We start from the raw sequence: 16,798 nt of genomic DNA, 5'->3' as shown, positions 1-16,798 counted from the left end.
GCCCCAACGTGAGCAAGGAGACGCGCGACGCCAACGCCGAAGGACGTCCCTCCTACAAGGACACGCTCAACCTGCTGCAGACCGGTTTCGGCATGCGCGCCAATGCCGTGAAGCGGGAACCAGAGCTGCAGGCGTTCTGGGCCGAGAAAGGGATCGACCTGAAGCTCGGCCTGCAGAACAGCGGTCCGACCTTCACCCTGCATGACGGTCCGCCCTATGCCAACGGACCACTGCACATGGGCCATGCCCTGAACAAGGTCCTCAAGGACGTGATCAACAAATATCAGGTCCTGCGGGGTCGCAAGGTGCGCTATGTGCCCGGCTGGGACTGCCATGGACTGCCGATCGAGCTGAAGGTGCTGCAGTCGATGGATCAGGAGCAGCGCCAGGCTCTCACCCCGATCAAGCTGCGCAAGAAGGCGGCCACCTACGCCCGCAAACAGGTTGACTCCCAGATGAAAGGCTTCCAGCGCTGGGGCATCTGGGCTGACTGGCAACATCCCTACCTCACCCTTCAGAAGGACTACGAAGCAGCCCAGATCAGAGTGTTCGGTGAGATGGTCCTGAAAGGACACATCTACCGGGGCCTCAAACCCGTGCACTGGAGCCCCAGCTCGCGGACAGCCCTGGCTGAGGCGGAACTTGAATACCCCGATGGACATACCAGCCCCAGCGTGTATGTCGCCTTTCCGGCGGTGGAACTGCCCGCAGCTTTGCGCGAGGCCCTCAAGACCGAGGGCATCACCTTGCCGAGCGATGCCGAAGCACTCGGCAACGCTCTGTGGGTGGCGATCTGGACCACCACACCCTGGACGCTTCCAGCCAACCTGGCTGTCTCGGTCAATGAACGGCTCGACTACGCCATGGCCGACGACGGCGACGGACGACTGCTGCTGGTTGCAGCAGACCTTGTCGACTCCCTCTCCGCAACGCTCGAACGACCACTCGTCTGCAAAGCCACGGTCAAGGGAGCACAGCTCGCCGGACTGACATACCGCCATCCTCTGCTGGACCGCACCAGTCCCGTGGTGATCGGTGGCGACTACATCACCACGGAATCAGGCACTGGCCTGGTGCATACCGCTCCTGGTCATGGTGTTGACGACTTTCACACAGGGCAGAAAAACGGCCTGCCTGTTCTGTGTCCTGTCGATGAAGCAGGAACGCTCACGGTGGAAGCAGGCCCATTTGCGGGCCTCAACGTCCTGAAGGACGCCAACCAGGTAATCATCAATGCTCTTGAAACGGCGGGAGCTCTGCTCAAGCAGGAGGCCTACGGTCACCGCTACCCCTATGACTGGCGCACAAAAAAACCCACGATCTTCCGTGCAACTGAACAGTGGTTCGCCTCCGTGGATGGCTTCCGCCAGCAGGCCCTCGATGCGATTGATCAGGTCGAGTGGACTCCCGCTTCTGGGCGGAACCGCATCGAAGCGATGGTGAAAGAGCGCGGTGACTGGTGCATCTCGCGTCAGCGCACCTGGGGTGTGCCGATTCCAGTTTTCTACAACCGCAGTGGAGGCGACGTCCTTCTGAACGCCGACACCCTGGCTCACATCGAAGCCTTGATCAGCGAACACGGTGCTGATGTGTGGTGGGAGAAGGAGGAGGCAGACCTGCTGCCTCCCTCCTACGCCGACCAGGCTGATCAGTGGCGCAAGGGCACCGACACGATGGATGTGTGGTTCGACTCCGGCTCAAGCTGGGCTGCGGTTTCCAGCCTCAGGGAGACCCTCAGCTACCCCGCCGATCTCTACCTCGAAGGTTCGGACCAGCATCGAGGCTGGTTCCAAAGCTCCCTGCTCACATCCGTTGCCGTCAACGGCGGCGCCCCCTACCGGCGAGTGCTCACTCACGGTTTCGCCCTGGATGAGAAAGGTCGCAAGATGAGCAAATCACTGGGCAACGTTGTCGACCCGATGGTGATCATCGAGGGTGGCAAGAACCAGAAGCAGGAACCTGCCTACGGCGCTGATGTGCTGCGCCTCTGGGTGAGCTCGGTTGATTACTCCGCTGATGTGCCGATCGGTGCCGGCATCCTGCGCCAGCTCGCCGATGTCTACCGCAAGGTGCGCAACACCAGCCGCTATCTGCTGGGCAACCTTCACGACTTCAACCCGACCTGCGACGCCGTTCCTGTGGCGGAGCTGCCGTTGCTTGATCGCTGGATGCTGCAGCGCACTGCGGAGGTGATGGATGAGATCACGGAGGCTTTCGAGAGCTATGAGTTCTTCCGTTTCTTCCAGTTGCTGCAGAACTTCTGCGTGACCGATCTGTCGAACTTTTATCTCGACATCGCCAAGGACAGGCTCTACGTCAGCGCTCCCGCCGACCGGCGACGGCGAAGCTGTCAGACCGTGATGTCGATGATCATCGAACGCCTGGCTGGTCTGATCGCTCCGGTGCTCTGCCACATGGCCGAAGACATCTGGCAGAACCTCCCTTACGAGGTTGAGGAGACATCCATTTTTGAGCGCGGCTGGCCAACCGTGCCAGCTGACTGGCGCGATCCGAGCCTCAGTGAACCGATTCAGCGGCTGCGAGAGCTGCGTGCAGCGGTGAACAGAGTTCTTGAGGAATGCCGGAGCCAGCAGGAGCTCGGGGCATCGCTGGAGGCCGCCGTCAGAATCGAGACCCACAACGCCGAGCTGCAGTCGGCGATCAACTGGTTGAACGAAAACGGCGACGCCGAAGCGGATGGCCTGCGCGACTGGCTGCTGGTCTCCCAGCTGCAACTAGGTGGAGAGCCCTGGGCCGAGCTCCTGGCCAACCAGACAGGCGAAACGGCAGTAATCGAAGTGAGCAGGGCACGTGGATTCAAGTGCGAGCGCTGCTGGCACTATGAAGCTGACGTCGGACAGCACACCCAGCATCCGGCACTCTGCGGCCGTTGCTGCAGTGTTCTGGAGCGTCGGGATCACCAATTGGCCTGAGTCAGCAGGTCTTGCGGATTCAGAGGGCCGGCAAGACGTGTTTCGCCGGCGGGATCCAGTGGGCCCTGAAGAAGTTCAGCCCACTCCAGACGCGTGTCCTCAGGAAGCACCGAAGCATCAGGATCAAAGGCTGTTGGATGCGTTGTGCTGCTGCTGAATCCACGAAAGATCAACAGTTCAAATGGCTCATCCAGCACAAATCCGTGCAACCTCACCACCCGATCAGGGTTCAGACGTGTGCGCTCTTCAAGCTCCTGAACCAGGGCGATTGACTCCATGATCAGAAATCCCCTGCGACCCTTCCCTGCTTGGGCAGACGAACCAGAGCCCACTGCAGCAAACCGACCGCATAGGCAACCAGTGCCACGTAACCAATGAATGCGGCCACAGCCATCGTCCACTCACCGCCGAAGACGAAATCAAACAGCCGTTCAGCAACGCGATGAAGCCCCTGAGGCGCTTCCAGCCAGACCCGGCAGGCATCAGTTCCAACCTGACGGGTGCAACCCAGTGCCGAACCTGACATGACTGCAGCGAATAGGGCGAACAGCGTGAGAGCCCATCTCCAGATCCGCACCGTGATCGGCAGTGCACGGCCTGGAGGACTGTCGGCCAGTTCCTCATTGAGATCCACCCAGAACCAAAGTGATGCAGCCATCAGCAGAGGTGCCAGAAATGCCGTGAGGTATCCGATCGGTCTTTGATCAGTGAGCAACAGCACGCTGATGGCCAGCAAACTGGCCACTTTCCAGTAGATCCCCAGCAAGCGGACCAGCGCAGGGTCTCGTCGCAGCCCTGACCAGATCAGCAGCACCAGAGGGATGCCGAGAGCGATGGTCGCCCCCAGGCGATAAGTCAGCCACACCAGGGTGCGTGTTGTGAAATCGGACACGGTCCAGGCACGTCAGAGGGCCATTATCACGGTGATCCAGCAGGACCACAGGATTGGTAAGGTCCAGTTCATGGTTCCGTTCAATCCCCTCGACTGGCTCCGGAGCCGCGGGCAGCAGGCCCGATGTCGACATGCACTCTCCAGCAAGCCTTCTCTGGAAGAAGCTGCGCGGGAAGTCACCGTTGCTTTGGGCCCAGCTGAAGCGGACCTTGCGCTGGTGTTTGTCTCGAGTCACTTCGCGAGCGATCTGACCCGCCTGCTGCCGCTGCTGCAGAAGCGACTGAATGCAAGACACTGGCTGGGATGCCTCGGCGGTGGTGTCGTGGGAACGACGCCCTCCGGCGAGGCCCATGAAGTGGAACGCACGGCAGCCATCAGCGTCAGCCTGCTCAATCTTCCAGGAGCTGAACTCAGCAGCTTCAGGCTGGACTGCACACAGCTGCCCGACCTCGATGGACCCGCCCAGAACTGGCAGGACTGGGTGGGGGTGACCCCTGCCCAGAGCCGTTCGATGCTGCTCATGCTCGACCCAGGCTGCAACGCCGTGAATGATCTAGTCAGTGGACTCGATTACGGCTACCCCGGGATTGCCAAGGTGGGAGGCATCGCCGTTCCACACAATGGGGATCACGGCTCTCTGCTCCATGAGGAGCAGGTGGTGGGAGGCGCGATTGGACTCAGCATCGGCGGCACCTGGAGCCTTGACCCTATGGTCGCCCAGGGATGCCGCCCCATTGGGCCGGTGTTTGCGATCGAACAGGCGCAACGCAACGTTCTGCTTGAACTGAGTGACGGCGATCGCAGAGCCAGCCCTGTGGCCTGCCTGCAGCGTGTGCTTGCCGATCTCAGTGCCGAGGACAGGGAACTCGTTCAGCACTCACTGTTTCTGGGTGTGGAACGAGAGGAACTGATCGCCGATGCCATGTTGGCTGGGCTGAATCAGAGCGATGGATCCGCGAATCAACCGGAAAGGGCCTTTCTGGTGCGCAATCTGATCGGTGTCGACCCGCGCAACGGTGCGGTTGCCGTGGCCGACCGCGTTCGTGCCGGCCAGAACGTGCAGTTCCAGCTGCGAGAAGCACAGGCTTCCCGGCTGGAAGCCCGCCAGCTGCTGCAGGCCCACAGCGATCAATACGGCGATGAGACGCCGCTGATGGGGTTGCTCTTCGCCTGTCTGGGAAGGGGCAGCGGATTGTTCGGCGGTCCCGACGGCGATGTGAGCATCGCTCGCGATGTCTTTCCCCAGCTTCCAGTGGCAGGAGGCTTCTGTAACGGCGAGATCGGCCCCCTTGGAGGCGCGACGCATCTTCACGGCTACACTGCCTGCTGGGGTCTGTTGCGCTGTGATCCGCCCGCGGGTGCGACCCAGTCCTGATGCGGCAGCACGTCAATCCCCTGAGCCGGTTCTTCCAGCTGCCTCTGGAGCTGCCTGCTCCCGATCAGTTGTTCGATGCAGCCAATCGCCCCATCCATCTCGACATCGGCTGTGCCCGTGGCGTCTGTCTGCTTGAACTTGCAGCGCTGAAACCCGACTGGAATCATCTGGGTGTAGAGATCAGGCGTCCGCTGGTGCTGGCAGCTCAGCGTGAACGAGACCGGCTCGCTCTGAGCAATCTTCACTACCTGTTCTGCAACGCCAACATCAGCCTGGAGGGTTGGATGGCGGAGTTACCGGATGATCAGTTGCAGCTGGTGAGCATCCAGTTCCCGGATCCCTGGTTCAAGCGTCGCCACCGCAAACGCCGGGTGCTGCAGCCATCGCTGCTGCTGGCGATCGCCTCTGCACTGCTTCCAGGACGGGAGTTGTTCCTGCAGAGCGATGTGCTTGAGGTGGTGGAGCCGATGGTGACCCTGGTGGAACTGAGCGGATGTTTCGATCGCCCCGCCGTGGACGCACGCCCCTGGCGGGCTGACAACCCGCTGCCGGTGCCGACGGAACGCGAGCGCTATGTGCATGAACAGGGCCTGAAGGCCTACAGGGTGCTTTACCGCCGCAACACTCAGCCTCTGCCGCAGCGAGAAGAACTGGAGATCGCCTGGCAACGGGTCGATAATCCCGCTGACGTTTCTGTCAATCACTGATGGCTGAGGCTGCAGTCCCCTGGTTGCTGCGCTGGCAAGGGCTTCTGCCAAGTTCTGAGGCACAGCAGAAGCGCCTGAGCAACCTGGCGGGCATCGTGCTCATCCTGCTGATGGTCGGCCTTCCGGTACTCACCCGCGCTGGACTGGGCCTGATCGTGCTGGCCTGTGGAGCGCTCTGGCTGCTCTGGTCGCTCACCCGGACGCCCGCCCGCATCGGAGCCATCAGTGGCTGGCTGCTGCTGTTCCTGGCTGTGGCGGTACTGGCCACAGGTGTTTCACCGGTCCCCAGCGCCGCCGCCAAAGGACTCTTGAAACTGATCAGCTACCTCGGCGTCTATGCACTGATGCGCCAGCTGCTGGAGGTCAGACCTGAATGGTGGGATCGACTGGTCGCGGCTCTGCTGGGAGGATCTCTGCTGAGTACTGTGCTGGCCCTGCGTCAGCTTTACGCCCCCACGGAGGAACTGGCTCGCTGGGCCGATCCCAACTCGGTGGCGGAGGGAACCATCCGCATTTACGGGCCACTGGGCAACCCCAATCTCCTGGCCGGCTATCTCGTTCCGATTCTGCCCATCGCCATGGTGGCGATGATCCGATGGCGCGGCTGGGGATCCAGGCTGTATGCCGCAGCTGCTCTGGCACTTGGCTGTGCCGCAACGCTGTTCAGCTACAGCCGCGGAGGCTGGCTGGGGATAGTGGCCTCGCTCGGTGCACTGCTGCTGCTGCTGCTGCTGCGCTACATCCGCCACTGGCCAGCGTTCTGGAGGAGGCTTCTTCCATTCGCCCTGCTGGCTGTTGCTGGCTTGGTTCTTGCCATTGCGGCCACGCAGGTGGAACCGATCCGCACCAGAGTTGCCAGTCTGCTGGCAGGGCGAGGCGACAGTTCCAACAATTTCCGCATCAATGTCTGGCTGGCGGCGATCGACATGATCCAGGACCGCCCCTGGCTTGGCATCGGACCAGGGAATGCAGCCTTCAACAGTGTTTATCCCCTCTACCAGCAACCGAAGTTCAACGCCCTCAGCGCCTACTCAGTCCCCCTTGAAATCCTCGTGGAAACTGGCGCCCCTGGCCTGCTCGCCTGCCTGGGTCTTGGGGTGGCCAGCATGCGCAATGGCTGGCGGGCACTGACTGCAGAGTCGGATCTTGCTCTTCCCTGTCTGGGCTGCCTGGCGGCGATCGCCGGACTGCTGATGCAAGGTGCGGCGGACACGATCTTCTTCCGCCCTGAAGTGCAGATCAGCGGCTGGTTCTGCCTGGCGACACTGAGCCAGATGCGCCGGAACCTGTGAATCAAGAAGCATCCCTCCTCGCTGGTTTTGATGCCGGACAGACCCGCTGTCGTTGCAGGCTGAGTGTCTTGAGGGACGGTCAGCTGCAGCGACTCGGCGATGGCGATGGCCCTGGGGTCAGCCATCTCGATGCCGCAGACGGCGAAGAGCGCTTCCGATCCGCGATCCGCTCCAGCCTCAACAACGCGCGACTCGACTGGCAGCGGAGATTCAGACAGGCAAGCAGCGAAACTGCGGCGATCAAAGCTGCAGCAATCGGTGCCAGCGGTATTGAGGCTGGGAGCCGTCTTCAGACGCGAGGGGGTGCACTTCTGGCTGCAGAACTGGAGCTGCCGGAAGATCGTTGTTTGGCAACCGGTGACGAACGCACCGCCCTGCGGGGAGCCTTTCCGGATCAGGCGGGCATCGTGCTGATCAGCGGCACGGGAATGATCGTGGTGGGACGAGACGCCAACGGTCGCGAGCACCGCTGCGGTGGCTGGGGCTGGCGCCTGGATGGCGCGGGATCTGCGTTTGACATCGGCCAGCAGGCGCTTCAGCTGAGCGTGAAGATGGCCGATGGCCGTGCTGCTGATGGGCCCCTGCGCCAATGGCTGTGGAATGCGCTCGGCTGTCAAAGCGCCGCCGATCTCAAAGCCCTTGTAGTCAGCCCTGGCCATGGGATTGCCGATCAGGCGAAACTGGCGCCGCTGGTGGACAAGGCTGCTGCTGCAGGGGATGCCGCTGCGCTGACCATCCTGAATCGATCGGCCGCGGCCCTTGCTGAGGCCACGGCGGCAACCGCGAAGGAACTTGATCTGAACACTCCATCCCTGAGTGCTCGAGGGGGAGCCCTGGAGCACCTGCCGGTGTTTCATCAACTGGTGCAGGCCACGGTTATTGACCTGCTGCCAGGCAGCCGCTGGCACTCAGCCAGCGGAGATGCCTGTGATGGTGCTCTTGCCTGCGCCCTGGACCGTTCCGGTCTCAGGCCACGTTGAGATGTCGATCGGCCACTTCAGCCAGGCGTCCGGTCCAGAGTTCCACCTCATCCGTTTGCGACGCTTCCACCATCACCCTCAGCAGTGGCTCTGTTCCGCTGGCACGCACCAGCACCCGGCCCTCACCGGCCATCGAGCGCTCCGCTTCATCAACCAGATCGCGCAGAGGAGTGCACTTGGCCCACCCCTTGCGGCGCTCAAGATCCGTCACTCGGACATTCACGAGTTTCTGGGGATAGGCCTGGAAACTGCGATCCAGCCAGTCCGCCAGGGTCATCTGCTGGCCATGGCAAAGCGTCGCGAGCTGAAGTGCAGTGAGAACGCCGTCGCCGGCGAGGCCATGCGCGGAAGACAGAATGTGACCTGACTGTTCACCCCCAAGGGCAGCACCACTGCTCACCATTGCAGCGTGAACGTGCTGGTCTCCCACGGGAGTGCGCTCCAGTTGTCCGCCTCTGGCCTGCCAGGCACGCTCGAACCCGAGGTTGGACATCACCGTGGCGACAAGGCGCTGATCGGGCAGAGCACCACTGTCCTGCAGAACGGATCCCCAGAGATACAGCACATGGTCGCCGTCAACAACGCGGCCACGACCGTCCACAGCGAGCATGCGATCGGCATCACCGTCAAAAGCGAAGCCCATCGCCGCTCCACGTTCAATCACCGCCTCGCGCAGCGGTGCGAGATGGGTGGAACCACAGCCCACGTTGATTCGCTCACCGTCAGCGACTCCGTGCAGCACCGTGAGATCGGCCCCGAGTGAACGAAAAACCTCTGCACCGCAGGCGGTTGCTGATCCCCAGCAGAGATCGAGCACGATCGGCACACCATCAAGCCGTTGATGCTGAACACTGCTGAGCAGACTCTCGCGGTAATGATCCAGCAGGTCCGGGCGGTGGCTGGCTGCGCCGCAGGCCCCAATCGCCTCGGCAGCCAACGACTCTCCACGCAGGCCCGATTCAATACGGCGTTGCAACTCAGTGCCCAGCTTGCTGCCATCGGCACCGAAGACCTTGATGCCGTTGTCTTCGGGTGGGTTGTGACTTGCCGAAACCATCAACCCACCCGAAGCCTGGAAGCGACGGATCAGCCCAGGAACCGCAGGAGTTGGACAGAGACCGAGCGTCCAGACCTCACGGCCTGCAGCGGCAAGACCTGCGGTCAGAGCAGCCACCACCATCGAACCGCTGCTGCGGGAGTCCATCCCGATCAGAACGGGACCTCCTTGGGACAGAACACGTCCACACCAGAAGCCCACCTGCAGTGCCAGCGCGGGAGTGATCGCCGAACCGACACGGCCGCGCAGACCATCTGTCCCGAAACTGACCTCGGGAGACTGCAAGGAACCGAGCGGATGAACGGCGGAAGAGGCCATGAGGTCTCATTTGTGGACTGAACCATAAGAGCCCTGAGACACGTGATCGCCGCATCAGTGACAGGGCCACAGCCGCACGATGCCGATCAGCGCCATCGCCGTGGGGCAATCAGAACAGCTGCCAGTTCCAGCAGAGCCCACAGCACCACAAAAAACACCACCCATCCCGGCAGCCACTGCATTGGCCAGAGCCAGCGGAAGCCCCAGATCAGAATGGCTGCGGCGGACGCCACAGTCCAGCGCAAGCGCTGTCGCTGACCGGGCCGCGGTTGCCGACGCTGCGCAGCCATCCACTTCGATCTTGCTGGGCACAGAATGCCAGCAGTTTCCAGCCATGGCTTGAACGCTCGAGAAATCCGAGGACCGCTGCTTCTGGGCGGCACCACGCTGCTGAGCATTCTGGCCATCCTGGGCGGCCGTTCACTGCTGCGTCATCAGCACATTCCGATCACGCCAGAGCTGAGCGATATGCAGCTCTGGCGGCAGTACCGCTGGTCAGTGAACCCACAGGAGCGGCGTGAAGCGGCGCTGATGCTGAGCAGCCGCAGCAGAGAGTCCCCCCAGAGGCGCAGGCATCTGCTCAGAGGACAGGGCTGGGGGCCAGCTCCACTGGCCGCCGTCGCTCTCAAGCAACAGGCACTGGCGGCCAAAGCGGTGGGACGCAGTCAGGAGGAGAGAGCCCGCTGGAAGGCTCTACTGCGGCGTTTTCCCACCTCAGTGGCCAGTGCTGATGCCCGTTACCACCTCGCTAACCGTCAACCACAGCTGAGGGACGAGCTGCTCAGACTTCAACCTGCTCATCCAGCGGCACTTGCAGCCGCTGCCGAACTGCCGGCGGATGCCGATCAGGCTCGGGTTCAGTCAAGCGCCCTGCATCTGGCCCGATGGGGAGCCAGCTGGCCAGGGGCAGACCGTTTGCTGCGTGAGGCCTGCAGTGCGATCACGGGGGAAGGGCTGCAGCATCAGCAACGGCTGCAGCTGGCGTCGGCACTGGCCGAACTCGGTGATGGCCGATCAGCTCAACTCTGCCTGCAGGGAACACCTCTGACACCGCAGCCTGCACTGGCCATTGGACGCGCGCTGCTGCGAGGTGACAGAGAGCAGCAGCAACGTGGAGAAGCGATGCTGCTGAAGTTGACCCAGGATCATCCTGAGAGCTTGGAGGCTCTGGAATCTGCAGCGCTGCTGAGTGAGCCCCTGCGTCCAAGACAGGCACTGATTGACGCCTTGCCCGACTTTCTCAAGCAAGGTTCGGCGGACGTGGCAGCAGCCCTGGTCCGACTGGCCGGTGGCGAAGGAGGGCTGATGGTTCTGGAACGCTGGCCAGACCATCCGGCCAGCTGGCAACTTCAATGGGACCTGGCTCGTGAAGCCCTCCTCAAGGATCAGTGGGAACTGGCGCGGTCATGGCTGAAGGCCATCCCAGCCGCACAGCTGCCTGACCCACTGCGAGCGCGCCAGCAATTCTGGCTGGGAATGAGTATTGACAAGCTCGGTGGCAGCGAAGAGGCAAACAGGATCTGGCAAAGGCTGTCGCATGAGCAGCCACCCGGCTACTACACCTGGAGAGCCCAGGTCAGGCTGGGGGGGGGCGACTTGCCGGTTCTCTCAGGGGACAGGATGACTGCTGTCGCGGAGACCGACAGGCTGCAGTCAGCTCAGACATGGAGCCCACTCGAGAGCGGAAACCTGTTGATCGATGAGCTCTGGCGACTTGGTCTAAATCAGGAAGCCTGGGAGACCTGGCGCAGTGAGGCAGGGACAACATCCCAATCACCACAGAGGCTCGTGGCGGAAGGGAGACTGCGGCTGGGGATGGATGATTACTGGAACGGACTCAGCCGGCTGTGGAAAGCAAGTCTGCGACTGGTCTCACCCACCTGCAACAACCGCCATCTGCTGCACAGCAGCCTGCATCCTCAACCACTGCTGCCTGTGTTTCAGGAAGCTTCAAAGCAGGAGAACGTGCGACTGGAGTTGCTTCAGGCCATCGCCCGTCAGGAATCGCGGTTCTCCCCCGGTGTGGCTTCACCGGTGGGAGCCGTGGGTCTGTTGCAGCTGATGCCAGCCACTGCCGACGAGATGGCAGGCGAGAAGCTCAGTGCCGATGACCTGCGTGAGCCGGTTCGCAATTCAATTCTTGGAGCCCGCTATCTGGCAGGTCTTCTGAACCGCTGGCAGAGCAATCCTTGGCTGACGGTGGCCAGCTACAACGCAGGGCCTGGCGCCGCAGCCACCTGGGTGACTGCTGAACTCGAACAGGACCCTGAGCTGTGGGTGGAACGCATCCCTTACCCGGAAACTCGGCTTTACACCAAGAAAGTGCTGGGCAATCTCTGGGCTTATCTCAACAACGACTCAGCCACTGATCGCTGCACCGAGTGAGGTCGCTGAACTGGGCAGACCATGGCCGATCCAGATGCCTGCGATCACGATCACTCCAAGCCAGAACGCCGTCAGCTGCGGAGGGGGCACCACTTTGATCCGGCTTAGATCAAGCCTTGCCAGCAGAGTGGCCGAGCCGAGAATCAATACATCCGACAAGAGGCTGAGACTGAGCACGTACAAACCCACGGTGATCAGCAACGTGAGGGTGACCACCAGGCTGAGCACACGACTCGAGGCCATCAGCAGCGAGAGCTGGCGTAGCAGCAGGTCGGGCATGGTGCAGATCACCACCACCACCACAGCCTGAATCAACTCAAGAGCCCAGAAGGTCTTCACCGAAATCGAATGAGCCTCGGCAAGCCAGGTCTCCTGGATCGCCCAGTGATGGCCGAGAAACATCGACACCACGAACAGAACGATCACCAGGGGAGCCCGAAGCGGTAACAGCAGGAAACGCAGGACGGGCATCGGCTCGGAAGCAGATTCGAGGCGGACCAACGTCGATCAAAGGTGCCGCCATCTGCGGTCAGACGCTAGCAACAGCAAGCGGTTTGTCCTGTCAGAGTGGAACTCATTGTTGTCAGTGCGCGATGACCGACAGCGCCCCAAGCTCCAGCCTCAGCACACTGCAGAAAATGCTTCTGCTGATCTCAGCTCTGGCCCTTGCTGTCACCCTTTTTCTTGTGCGCAACGGCGGGTCGATCGAATCGCCCCTGGATCAGCTCGCCAGACGCTCGCTGACGCCTGAGGTGGCACTCAGCAACGGCCGGCCAACGATCCTTGAGTTCTACGCCGACTGGTGCGAGGTGTGCCGCGAAATGGCTCCGGCCATGCTGGAGGTTGAACAACGACACAGCGGCGACCTGGACGTGGTTCTGGTCAACATCGACAATCCACGCTGGCTTGACCTGACGGATCGTTATGAGGTCACTGGAATCCCCCAGCTAAACCTGTTCTCCGCGGACGGCACAATGCGTGGTCGCTCACTCGGAGGTCGCAGTGAGAACGAGCTGGATTCCATCGCGAACGCACTGATGAGCGACAGTCCTCTTCCTGCTCTGGCTGGGGTCGGTGACACAAGCCCTCTGCCTGAAAGCGCCTCGGCGGAGTCCACCGGTCCGCGAAGCCATTCATAAATCCGCTCGATCCTGGCCCAAGAGGCGATGATCGACCGACATTCCGTACCAGAAACTCAAAACCCCATGGATTCCCGCTTCCGGGTCGAACTGATCGCCGCGACACCCAATCCCCAGCAGAGTGTGTACGCCGGCATGCACCAGGACTACAGCGAGGGGTTCGTGGTGACGGAACGTGAGCAGTGGCCGAATGAAACAAGAGCAGGGGAAATCTGCATTAAACGCTTACTGGGCGGCATGAAAGGCCATTACGGACCTCTGGAACATGCCCAGATCGTGCTGAACGTGGGCTGGTTCCCACACTCCGTGATGCAGCAGGCACGGACACACCGAGTTGGGGTGAGTTTCGATGTGCAATCAATGCGCTACACGGGCGAACGCATCTGTCGGGCTGCCGATGGAGAACTCGATCTTGAGGAGGTGTTCTACCTGCGACCGGTGGGCGAGTACCGCGATCGACTGGGCAAGAAATACACCTATTCCGATGAACAGCGCACAACGGACCTCGGTCTCTGCAAACAGGCCGCAGAGCGCTATCGCGATCTGCTGAACGACGGGTTTTCCGAGGAACACGCCCGAGGGATCCTGCCCTTTGACTACCGACAGCACTTTGTCGTCAGTTTCAGCCTGAGGGCCTTTCTTCACTTCCTTGATCTGCGTTCCAAACTCGATGCGCAGCAGGAGATCAGAGAGCTCTGCGACCTGATGTGGCCCCACCTACAGAACTGGGCACCGGAATTCGCCGCCTGGTACGAGAAAAACCGTCTGCACAAGGCGCGGCTAGCGCCCTGATCAACAAGTGATTCCTAAACCTTGGCCAATGTCACCCTCTCGGGTTGATGCTGGTACTTTCCCTGCCGGTCGCTGTAGGTGGTGTCACAGGGATCACCCTCAAAGAACAGCAGCTGACAGATGCCCTCGTTGGCATAGATCCGGCAGTCAGCTCCTGAGCTGTTGCTGAATTCAAGTGTGAGATGGCCTTCCCAGCTGGCTTCAGCGGGAGTCGTGTTCACGATGATTCCCAGCCGGGCGTAGGTGCTCTTGCCGAGACAGATCACCGTGATGTTTGCAGGCACCTTCATCTTTTCGAGCGCAACTCCCAGGCCATAGGAATGGGCCGGAAGGATGAAGTAGTCACCATCCTCATCATGGTGAAGCTCTGTGGGTTCCAGATTGCCGGGATTGAACCGCTTGGGGTTCATCACGGTTCCAGGCACATGCTTGAAGATCAGAAATTCCTGGGGAGACAGACGCAGGTCGTAGCCATATGAAGAGCATCCGAAGCTGAGAACAGGTGCCTGCTTCTGGTCAGGATCAAGATGGCGAACAAGGCCTTTCTGGAAGGGATCAAGCATGCCCGCTGCGGCCTGTTCTGTGATCCAGCGGTCGTTCTTGAGCATCAGAAACCCCTGCGCAGTTCCGTCACTTGATCCGCCAGACCCATCACTGATTCGGGTATCGACGGTCCTGTGATGATCACATCCATGGAACCGGGGCGGGCATCCAGACTGTCACGGACTTCAGCCTCGTCGAGGTAACCAAGCGCGATGGCCAGCCCAAGTTCATCCAAGACCAGTTGATCGAGATCAGCACTAGCAAGGTGGCGTCTGCAGACCTTCCAGACCTCCTGCACAGCGATCACTGTTGGGGATTCCGATGGACCTGCAGGTTCTGAAAGACATCCCATCACCGCAGGCCTCATCCAGACCATGCGATCGCAGAGTGTGATCGCAGCCTCAGGCCCCTGGGCAACACCACCCTTGAGAAACTGCATCACGGCAACACGGCTGCCAAGCCCGGCCGCACGCAGAGCCTGACTGAGCACCGTGCCGAAACTTCCGCGATAGGGAGCGGTATGCACCTGCAACTGCCCCTCCGGCACCACAAGATGCAGGGGTTGCTGAGGTTCGAGCGAGGGCAGGGAATGCAAGCCGGCACGATTCAGAGACCGATGGTCTGCAGTGCTCTGCTGGCGGGATCGATGGCTTGGGCTCAGGCTTGCTGTCATCTCGATCGGGTTCGTTTTGGCTGGTATCGAACCGACCCAGCAGGCTTTGAATCTAGCGGCGAAAGTGCAAATCACAATCCCTTTGACACCATCCATGGTGTCTCTGCGTCAACTGGCAGGCTCGTCATTCCGACCCGTTTCCCCATGAGCGAGACCCAGCGCAACGACGGCCGCCAACCCCACGACCTTCGCCACTTCTCGATCGACTGGGATCCCATGGGCTTCGCTCTGAGTTCGGTGATCGTGCGCACCGGGCGCACCACCGTGCTCTGCAGCGTCTGCCAGGAAGATGGTGTGCCGCGTTGGCGACGCGATCAGGGTCACGGTTGGCTGAGCGCCGAATACCGTCTGCTGCCGGGATCCACCCCTGATCGTCAGCGGAGGGAACTGATGAAACTGTCAGGACGCACCCAGGAGATCCAGCGACTGATCGGCCGCAGCCTGCGTGCCGCCGTCGACATGAAATCACTTGGGGAAAACACCCTTCTCATCGACTGCGATGTGATCCAGGCCGATGCAGGAACCAGAACCGCAGCCATCACCGGCTCCTGGCTTGCACTCGCAAAAGCCGGCGAACGGCTGCTTGCTCAGGGCCGCGTCCGCACCAATCCCGTGATCAACCAGGTAGCGGCAGTCTCTGTAGGACTGATCGAGGGACATCCCTTGCTCGATCTCGACTACAGCGAAGACAGTCGGGCCGATGTGGACCTGAATGTGGTGATGAACAATGCCGGCGATCTGCTGGAACTTCAGGGCACCGCGGAAGGAGCGCCATTCAGCCGTCAGCAGCTGAACAGTCTGCTGGACCTTGCCGAACCAGGGCTACGGCAACTGATGGCTGCACAGCTGGATGCACTGCATGGAAACTGAGCCGAAAGAACCGTGTTCGTTGCTACAGGGTGAGCGCTCATCGCTCCTTAGCTTCCCCGCATTGATGCGTTGGTCATGGCCGAAGTGATGCGCGGCTTCAGTCGGACTGCTCCCCAGCCCGGGCGATCAGCGGAGACAAGCCTGACCAATGCACCCAACCCCTCCAGCCGCACCCTGCTGGAGGTGATCCGTGACCTGGAAGGTGCCAGCACGGAAATGGTCGAACGCAACAAAACGATCTTTTTCCCTGGCGACCCAGCCGAACGCGTATACCTGATCCGGCGGGGGGCTGTGCGTCTTTCTCGGGTTTATGAGTCAGGCGAGGAGATCACGGTGGCTCTGCTCAGAGAGAACAGCTTGTTCGGGGTTCTTTCACTGCTCACCGGGCATCGCTCCGATCGCTTCTATCACTCGGTGGCATTCACGAGAGTCGAAATGGTGACGGCTCCGGCCAGCTCGGTGCGGCAAGCAATCGAAGCGGATACCAGCGTGGGATTGCTTCTGCTTCAGGGTCTTTCCAGCCGGATTCTGCAGACCGAAACCATGATTGAAACCCTCACTCACCGCGATATGTCATCCCGGCTTGTGAGTTTTCTGCTCGTTCTGTGCAGAGATTTCGGCATGCCCGGCTCCCAGGGCATCACTATCGATCTGCGTCTCTCTCATCAGGCCATTGCCGAAGCGATCGGATCCACACGCGTGACGATCACGCGGCTGCTGGGTGATCTGCGCAACTCTGGTCTGGTGGAAATCGACCGCAAGAAGATCACCGTTCTGGATCCGATTGCACTGGCCAAACGCTTTAGTTAGCCCTGGACAGGTGAAAATGGGCAGCACCTTCA

Annotated in this window: 17 protein-coding genes; 10 read left to right on the top strand and 7 right to left on the bottom strand. The window is 61.2% G+C overall.

Features of this window, described 5'->3' with window-relative positions:
- The first annotated feature begins 8 nt into the window (after positions 1–8).
- Complete coding sequence (gene ileS / locus SIB56_RS13175) at positions 9–2,933, top strand: isoleucine--tRNA ligase (RefSeq protein ID WP_413324357.1); 2,925 nt, start codon at positions 9–11, stop codon at positions 2,931–2,933.
- Here the strand turns inward: ileS and SIB56_RS13170 are convergent.
- Positions 2,918–3,211, bottom strand: a complete 294-nt coding sequence (locus tag SIB56_RS13170) for a hypothetical protein (protein ID WP_413324356.1) — start codon at positions 3,209–3,211, stop codon at positions 2,918–2,920. The two genes, ileS and SIB56_RS13170, sit on opposite strands and share 16 nt — an antisense overlap.
- A gap of 2 nt (positions 3,212–3,213) precedes the next feature.
- A complete protein-coding gene (locus SIB56_RS13165) occupies positions 3,214–3,825 on the bottom strand; it encodes a DUF3177 family protein (RefSeq protein WP_413324355.1) in 612 nt (203 codons plus the stop codon).
- Positions 3,826–3,895: 70 nt separating this feature from the next.
- Between SIB56_RS13165 and SIB56_RS13160 the strand changes: the two genes are divergently transcribed.
- The 4 genes from SIB56_RS13160 to SIB56_RS13145 all read left to right on the top strand — a co-directional run bounded on the left by SIB56_RS13160 (position 3,896) and on the right by SIB56_RS13145 (position 8,179).
- Positions 3,896–5,200 carry an FIST N-terminal domain-containing protein gene (locus tag SIB56_RS13160; protein WP_413324354.1) on the top strand — a complete coding sequence of 435 codons (1,305 nt, stop codon included), beginning with the start codon at positions 3,896–3,898 and terminating at the stop codon, positions 5,198–5,200.
- Entirely contained in the window at positions 5,200–5,907 is a 708-nt protein-coding gene (gene trmB / locus SIB56_RS13155; RefSeq protein ID WP_413324353.1) for a tRNA (guanosine(46)-N7)-methyltransferase TrmB, read from the top strand. Before SIB56_RS13160 ends, trmB begins: the two co-directional genes overlap by 1 nt.
- A complete protein-coding gene (locus SIB56_RS13150) occupies positions 5,907–7,199 on the top strand; it encodes an IctB family putative bicarbonate transporter (protein WP_413324352.1) in 1,293 nt (430 codons plus the stop codon). The genes trmB and SIB56_RS13150 overlap by 1 nt, the downstream gene beginning before the upstream one ends.
- A gap of 68 nt (positions 7,200–7,267) precedes the next feature.
- The gene (locus SIB56_RS13145; protein WP_413324351.1) at positions 7,268–8,179 is read left to right on the top strand and encodes a BadF/BadG/BcrA/BcrD ATPase family protein; all 912 of its coding nucleotides are present in this window, start codon (positions 7,268–7,270) and stop codon (positions 8,177–8,179) included.
- Here SIB56_RS13145 and glmM read toward each other — a convergent pair.
- Positions 8,166–9,554, bottom strand: coding sequence for a phosphoglucosamine mutase (gene glmM, locus SIB56_RS13140; RefSeq protein ID WP_413324350.1), 1,389 nt, complete (start codon positions 9,552–9,554; stop codon positions 8,166–8,168). The genes SIB56_RS13145 and glmM overlap by 14 nt on opposite strands.
- A gap of 86 nt (positions 9,555–9,640) precedes the next feature.
- Positions 9,641–9,844, bottom strand: a complete 204-nt coding sequence (locus SIB56_RS13135) for a hypothetical protein (RefSeq protein ID WP_413324349.1) — start codon at positions 9,842–9,844, stop codon at positions 9,641–9,643.
- A 25-nt stretch (positions 9,845–9,869) separates the two neighbouring features.
- On the opposite strand from SIB56_RS13135, the gene SIB56_RS13130 reads away from it, so the two are divergent.
- Positions 9,870–11,939: a transglycosylase SLT domain-containing protein gene (locus SIB56_RS13130; protein ID WP_413324348.1), complete on the top strand. Its 2,070-nt coding sequence runs from the start codon at positions 9,870–9,872 to the stop codon at positions 11,937–11,939.
- Here SIB56_RS13130 and SIB56_RS13125 read toward each other — a convergent pair.
- Positions 11,913–12,410 carry a hypothetical protein gene (locus SIB56_RS13125; RefSeq protein ID WP_413324347.1) on the bottom strand — a complete coding sequence of 166 codons (498 nt, stop codon included), beginning with the start codon at positions 12,408–12,410 and terminating at the stop codon, positions 11,913–11,915. The two genes, SIB56_RS13130 and SIB56_RS13125, sit on opposite strands and share 27 nt — an antisense overlap.
- Positions 12,411–12,532: 122 nt before the next feature.
- Between SIB56_RS13125 and SIB56_RS13120 the strand changes: the two genes are divergently transcribed.
- Together SIB56_RS13120 and thyX are read left to right on the top strand one after the other, a co-directional pair.
- Positions 12,533–13,078 (top strand): thioredoxin domain-containing protein, encoded by a 546-nt coding sequence (locus SIB56_RS13120; RefSeq protein ID WP_413324346.1) that lies wholly within the window; start codon positions 12,533–12,535, stop codon positions 13,076–13,078.
- A 66-nt stretch (positions 13,079–13,144) separates the two neighbouring features.
- A complete protein-coding gene (gene thyX, locus SIB56_RS13115) occupies positions 13,145–13,870 on the top strand; it encodes an FAD-dependent thymidylate synthase (RefSeq protein ID WP_413324345.1) in 726 nt (241 codons plus the stop codon).
- Positions 13,871–13,884: 14 nt separating this feature from the next.
- Here the strand turns inward: thyX and dcd are convergent, their stop codons facing one another.
- Both dcd and SIB56_RS13105 read right to left on the bottom strand, forming a co-directional pair.
- Complete coding sequence (gene dcd / locus SIB56_RS13110) at positions 13,885–14,478, bottom strand: dCTP deaminase (RefSeq protein WP_413324344.1); 594 nt, start codon at positions 14,476–14,478, stop codon at positions 13,885–13,887.
- A complete protein-coding gene (locus tag SIB56_RS13105; protein WP_413324343.1) occupies positions 14,478–15,086 on the bottom strand; it encodes a cob(I)yrinic acid a,c-diamide adenosyltransferase in 609 nt (202 codons plus the stop codon). Before SIB56_RS13105 ends, dcd begins: the two co-directional genes overlap by 1 nt.
- Before the next feature lie 144 nt (positions 15,087–15,230).
- Between SIB56_RS13105 and rph the strand changes: the two genes are divergently transcribed.
- The gene (gene rph / locus SIB56_RS13100) at positions 15,231–15,956 is read left to right on the top strand and encodes a ribonuclease PH (RefSeq protein ID WP_413324342.1); all 726 of its coding nucleotides are present in this window, start codon (positions 15,231–15,233) and stop codon (positions 15,954–15,956) included.
- A 75-nt stretch (positions 15,957–16,031) separates the two neighbouring features.
- Positions 16,032–16,766: a global nitrogen regulator NtcA gene (gene ntcA, locus SIB56_RS13095; RefSeq protein WP_413327416.1), complete on the top strand. Its 735-nt coding sequence runs from the start codon at positions 16,032–16,034 to the stop codon at positions 16,764–16,766.
- The last annotated feature ends 32 nt before the right edge of the window (positions 16,767–16,798 follow it).

The organism is Synechococcus sp. MIT S9503, from assembly GCF_047304175.1.
Lineage (GTDB): Bacteria > Cyanobacteriota > Cyanobacteriia > PCC-6307 > Cyanobiaceae > Synechococcus_C.
This window is presented reverse-complemented; position numbering and strand designations above follow the sequence as displayed.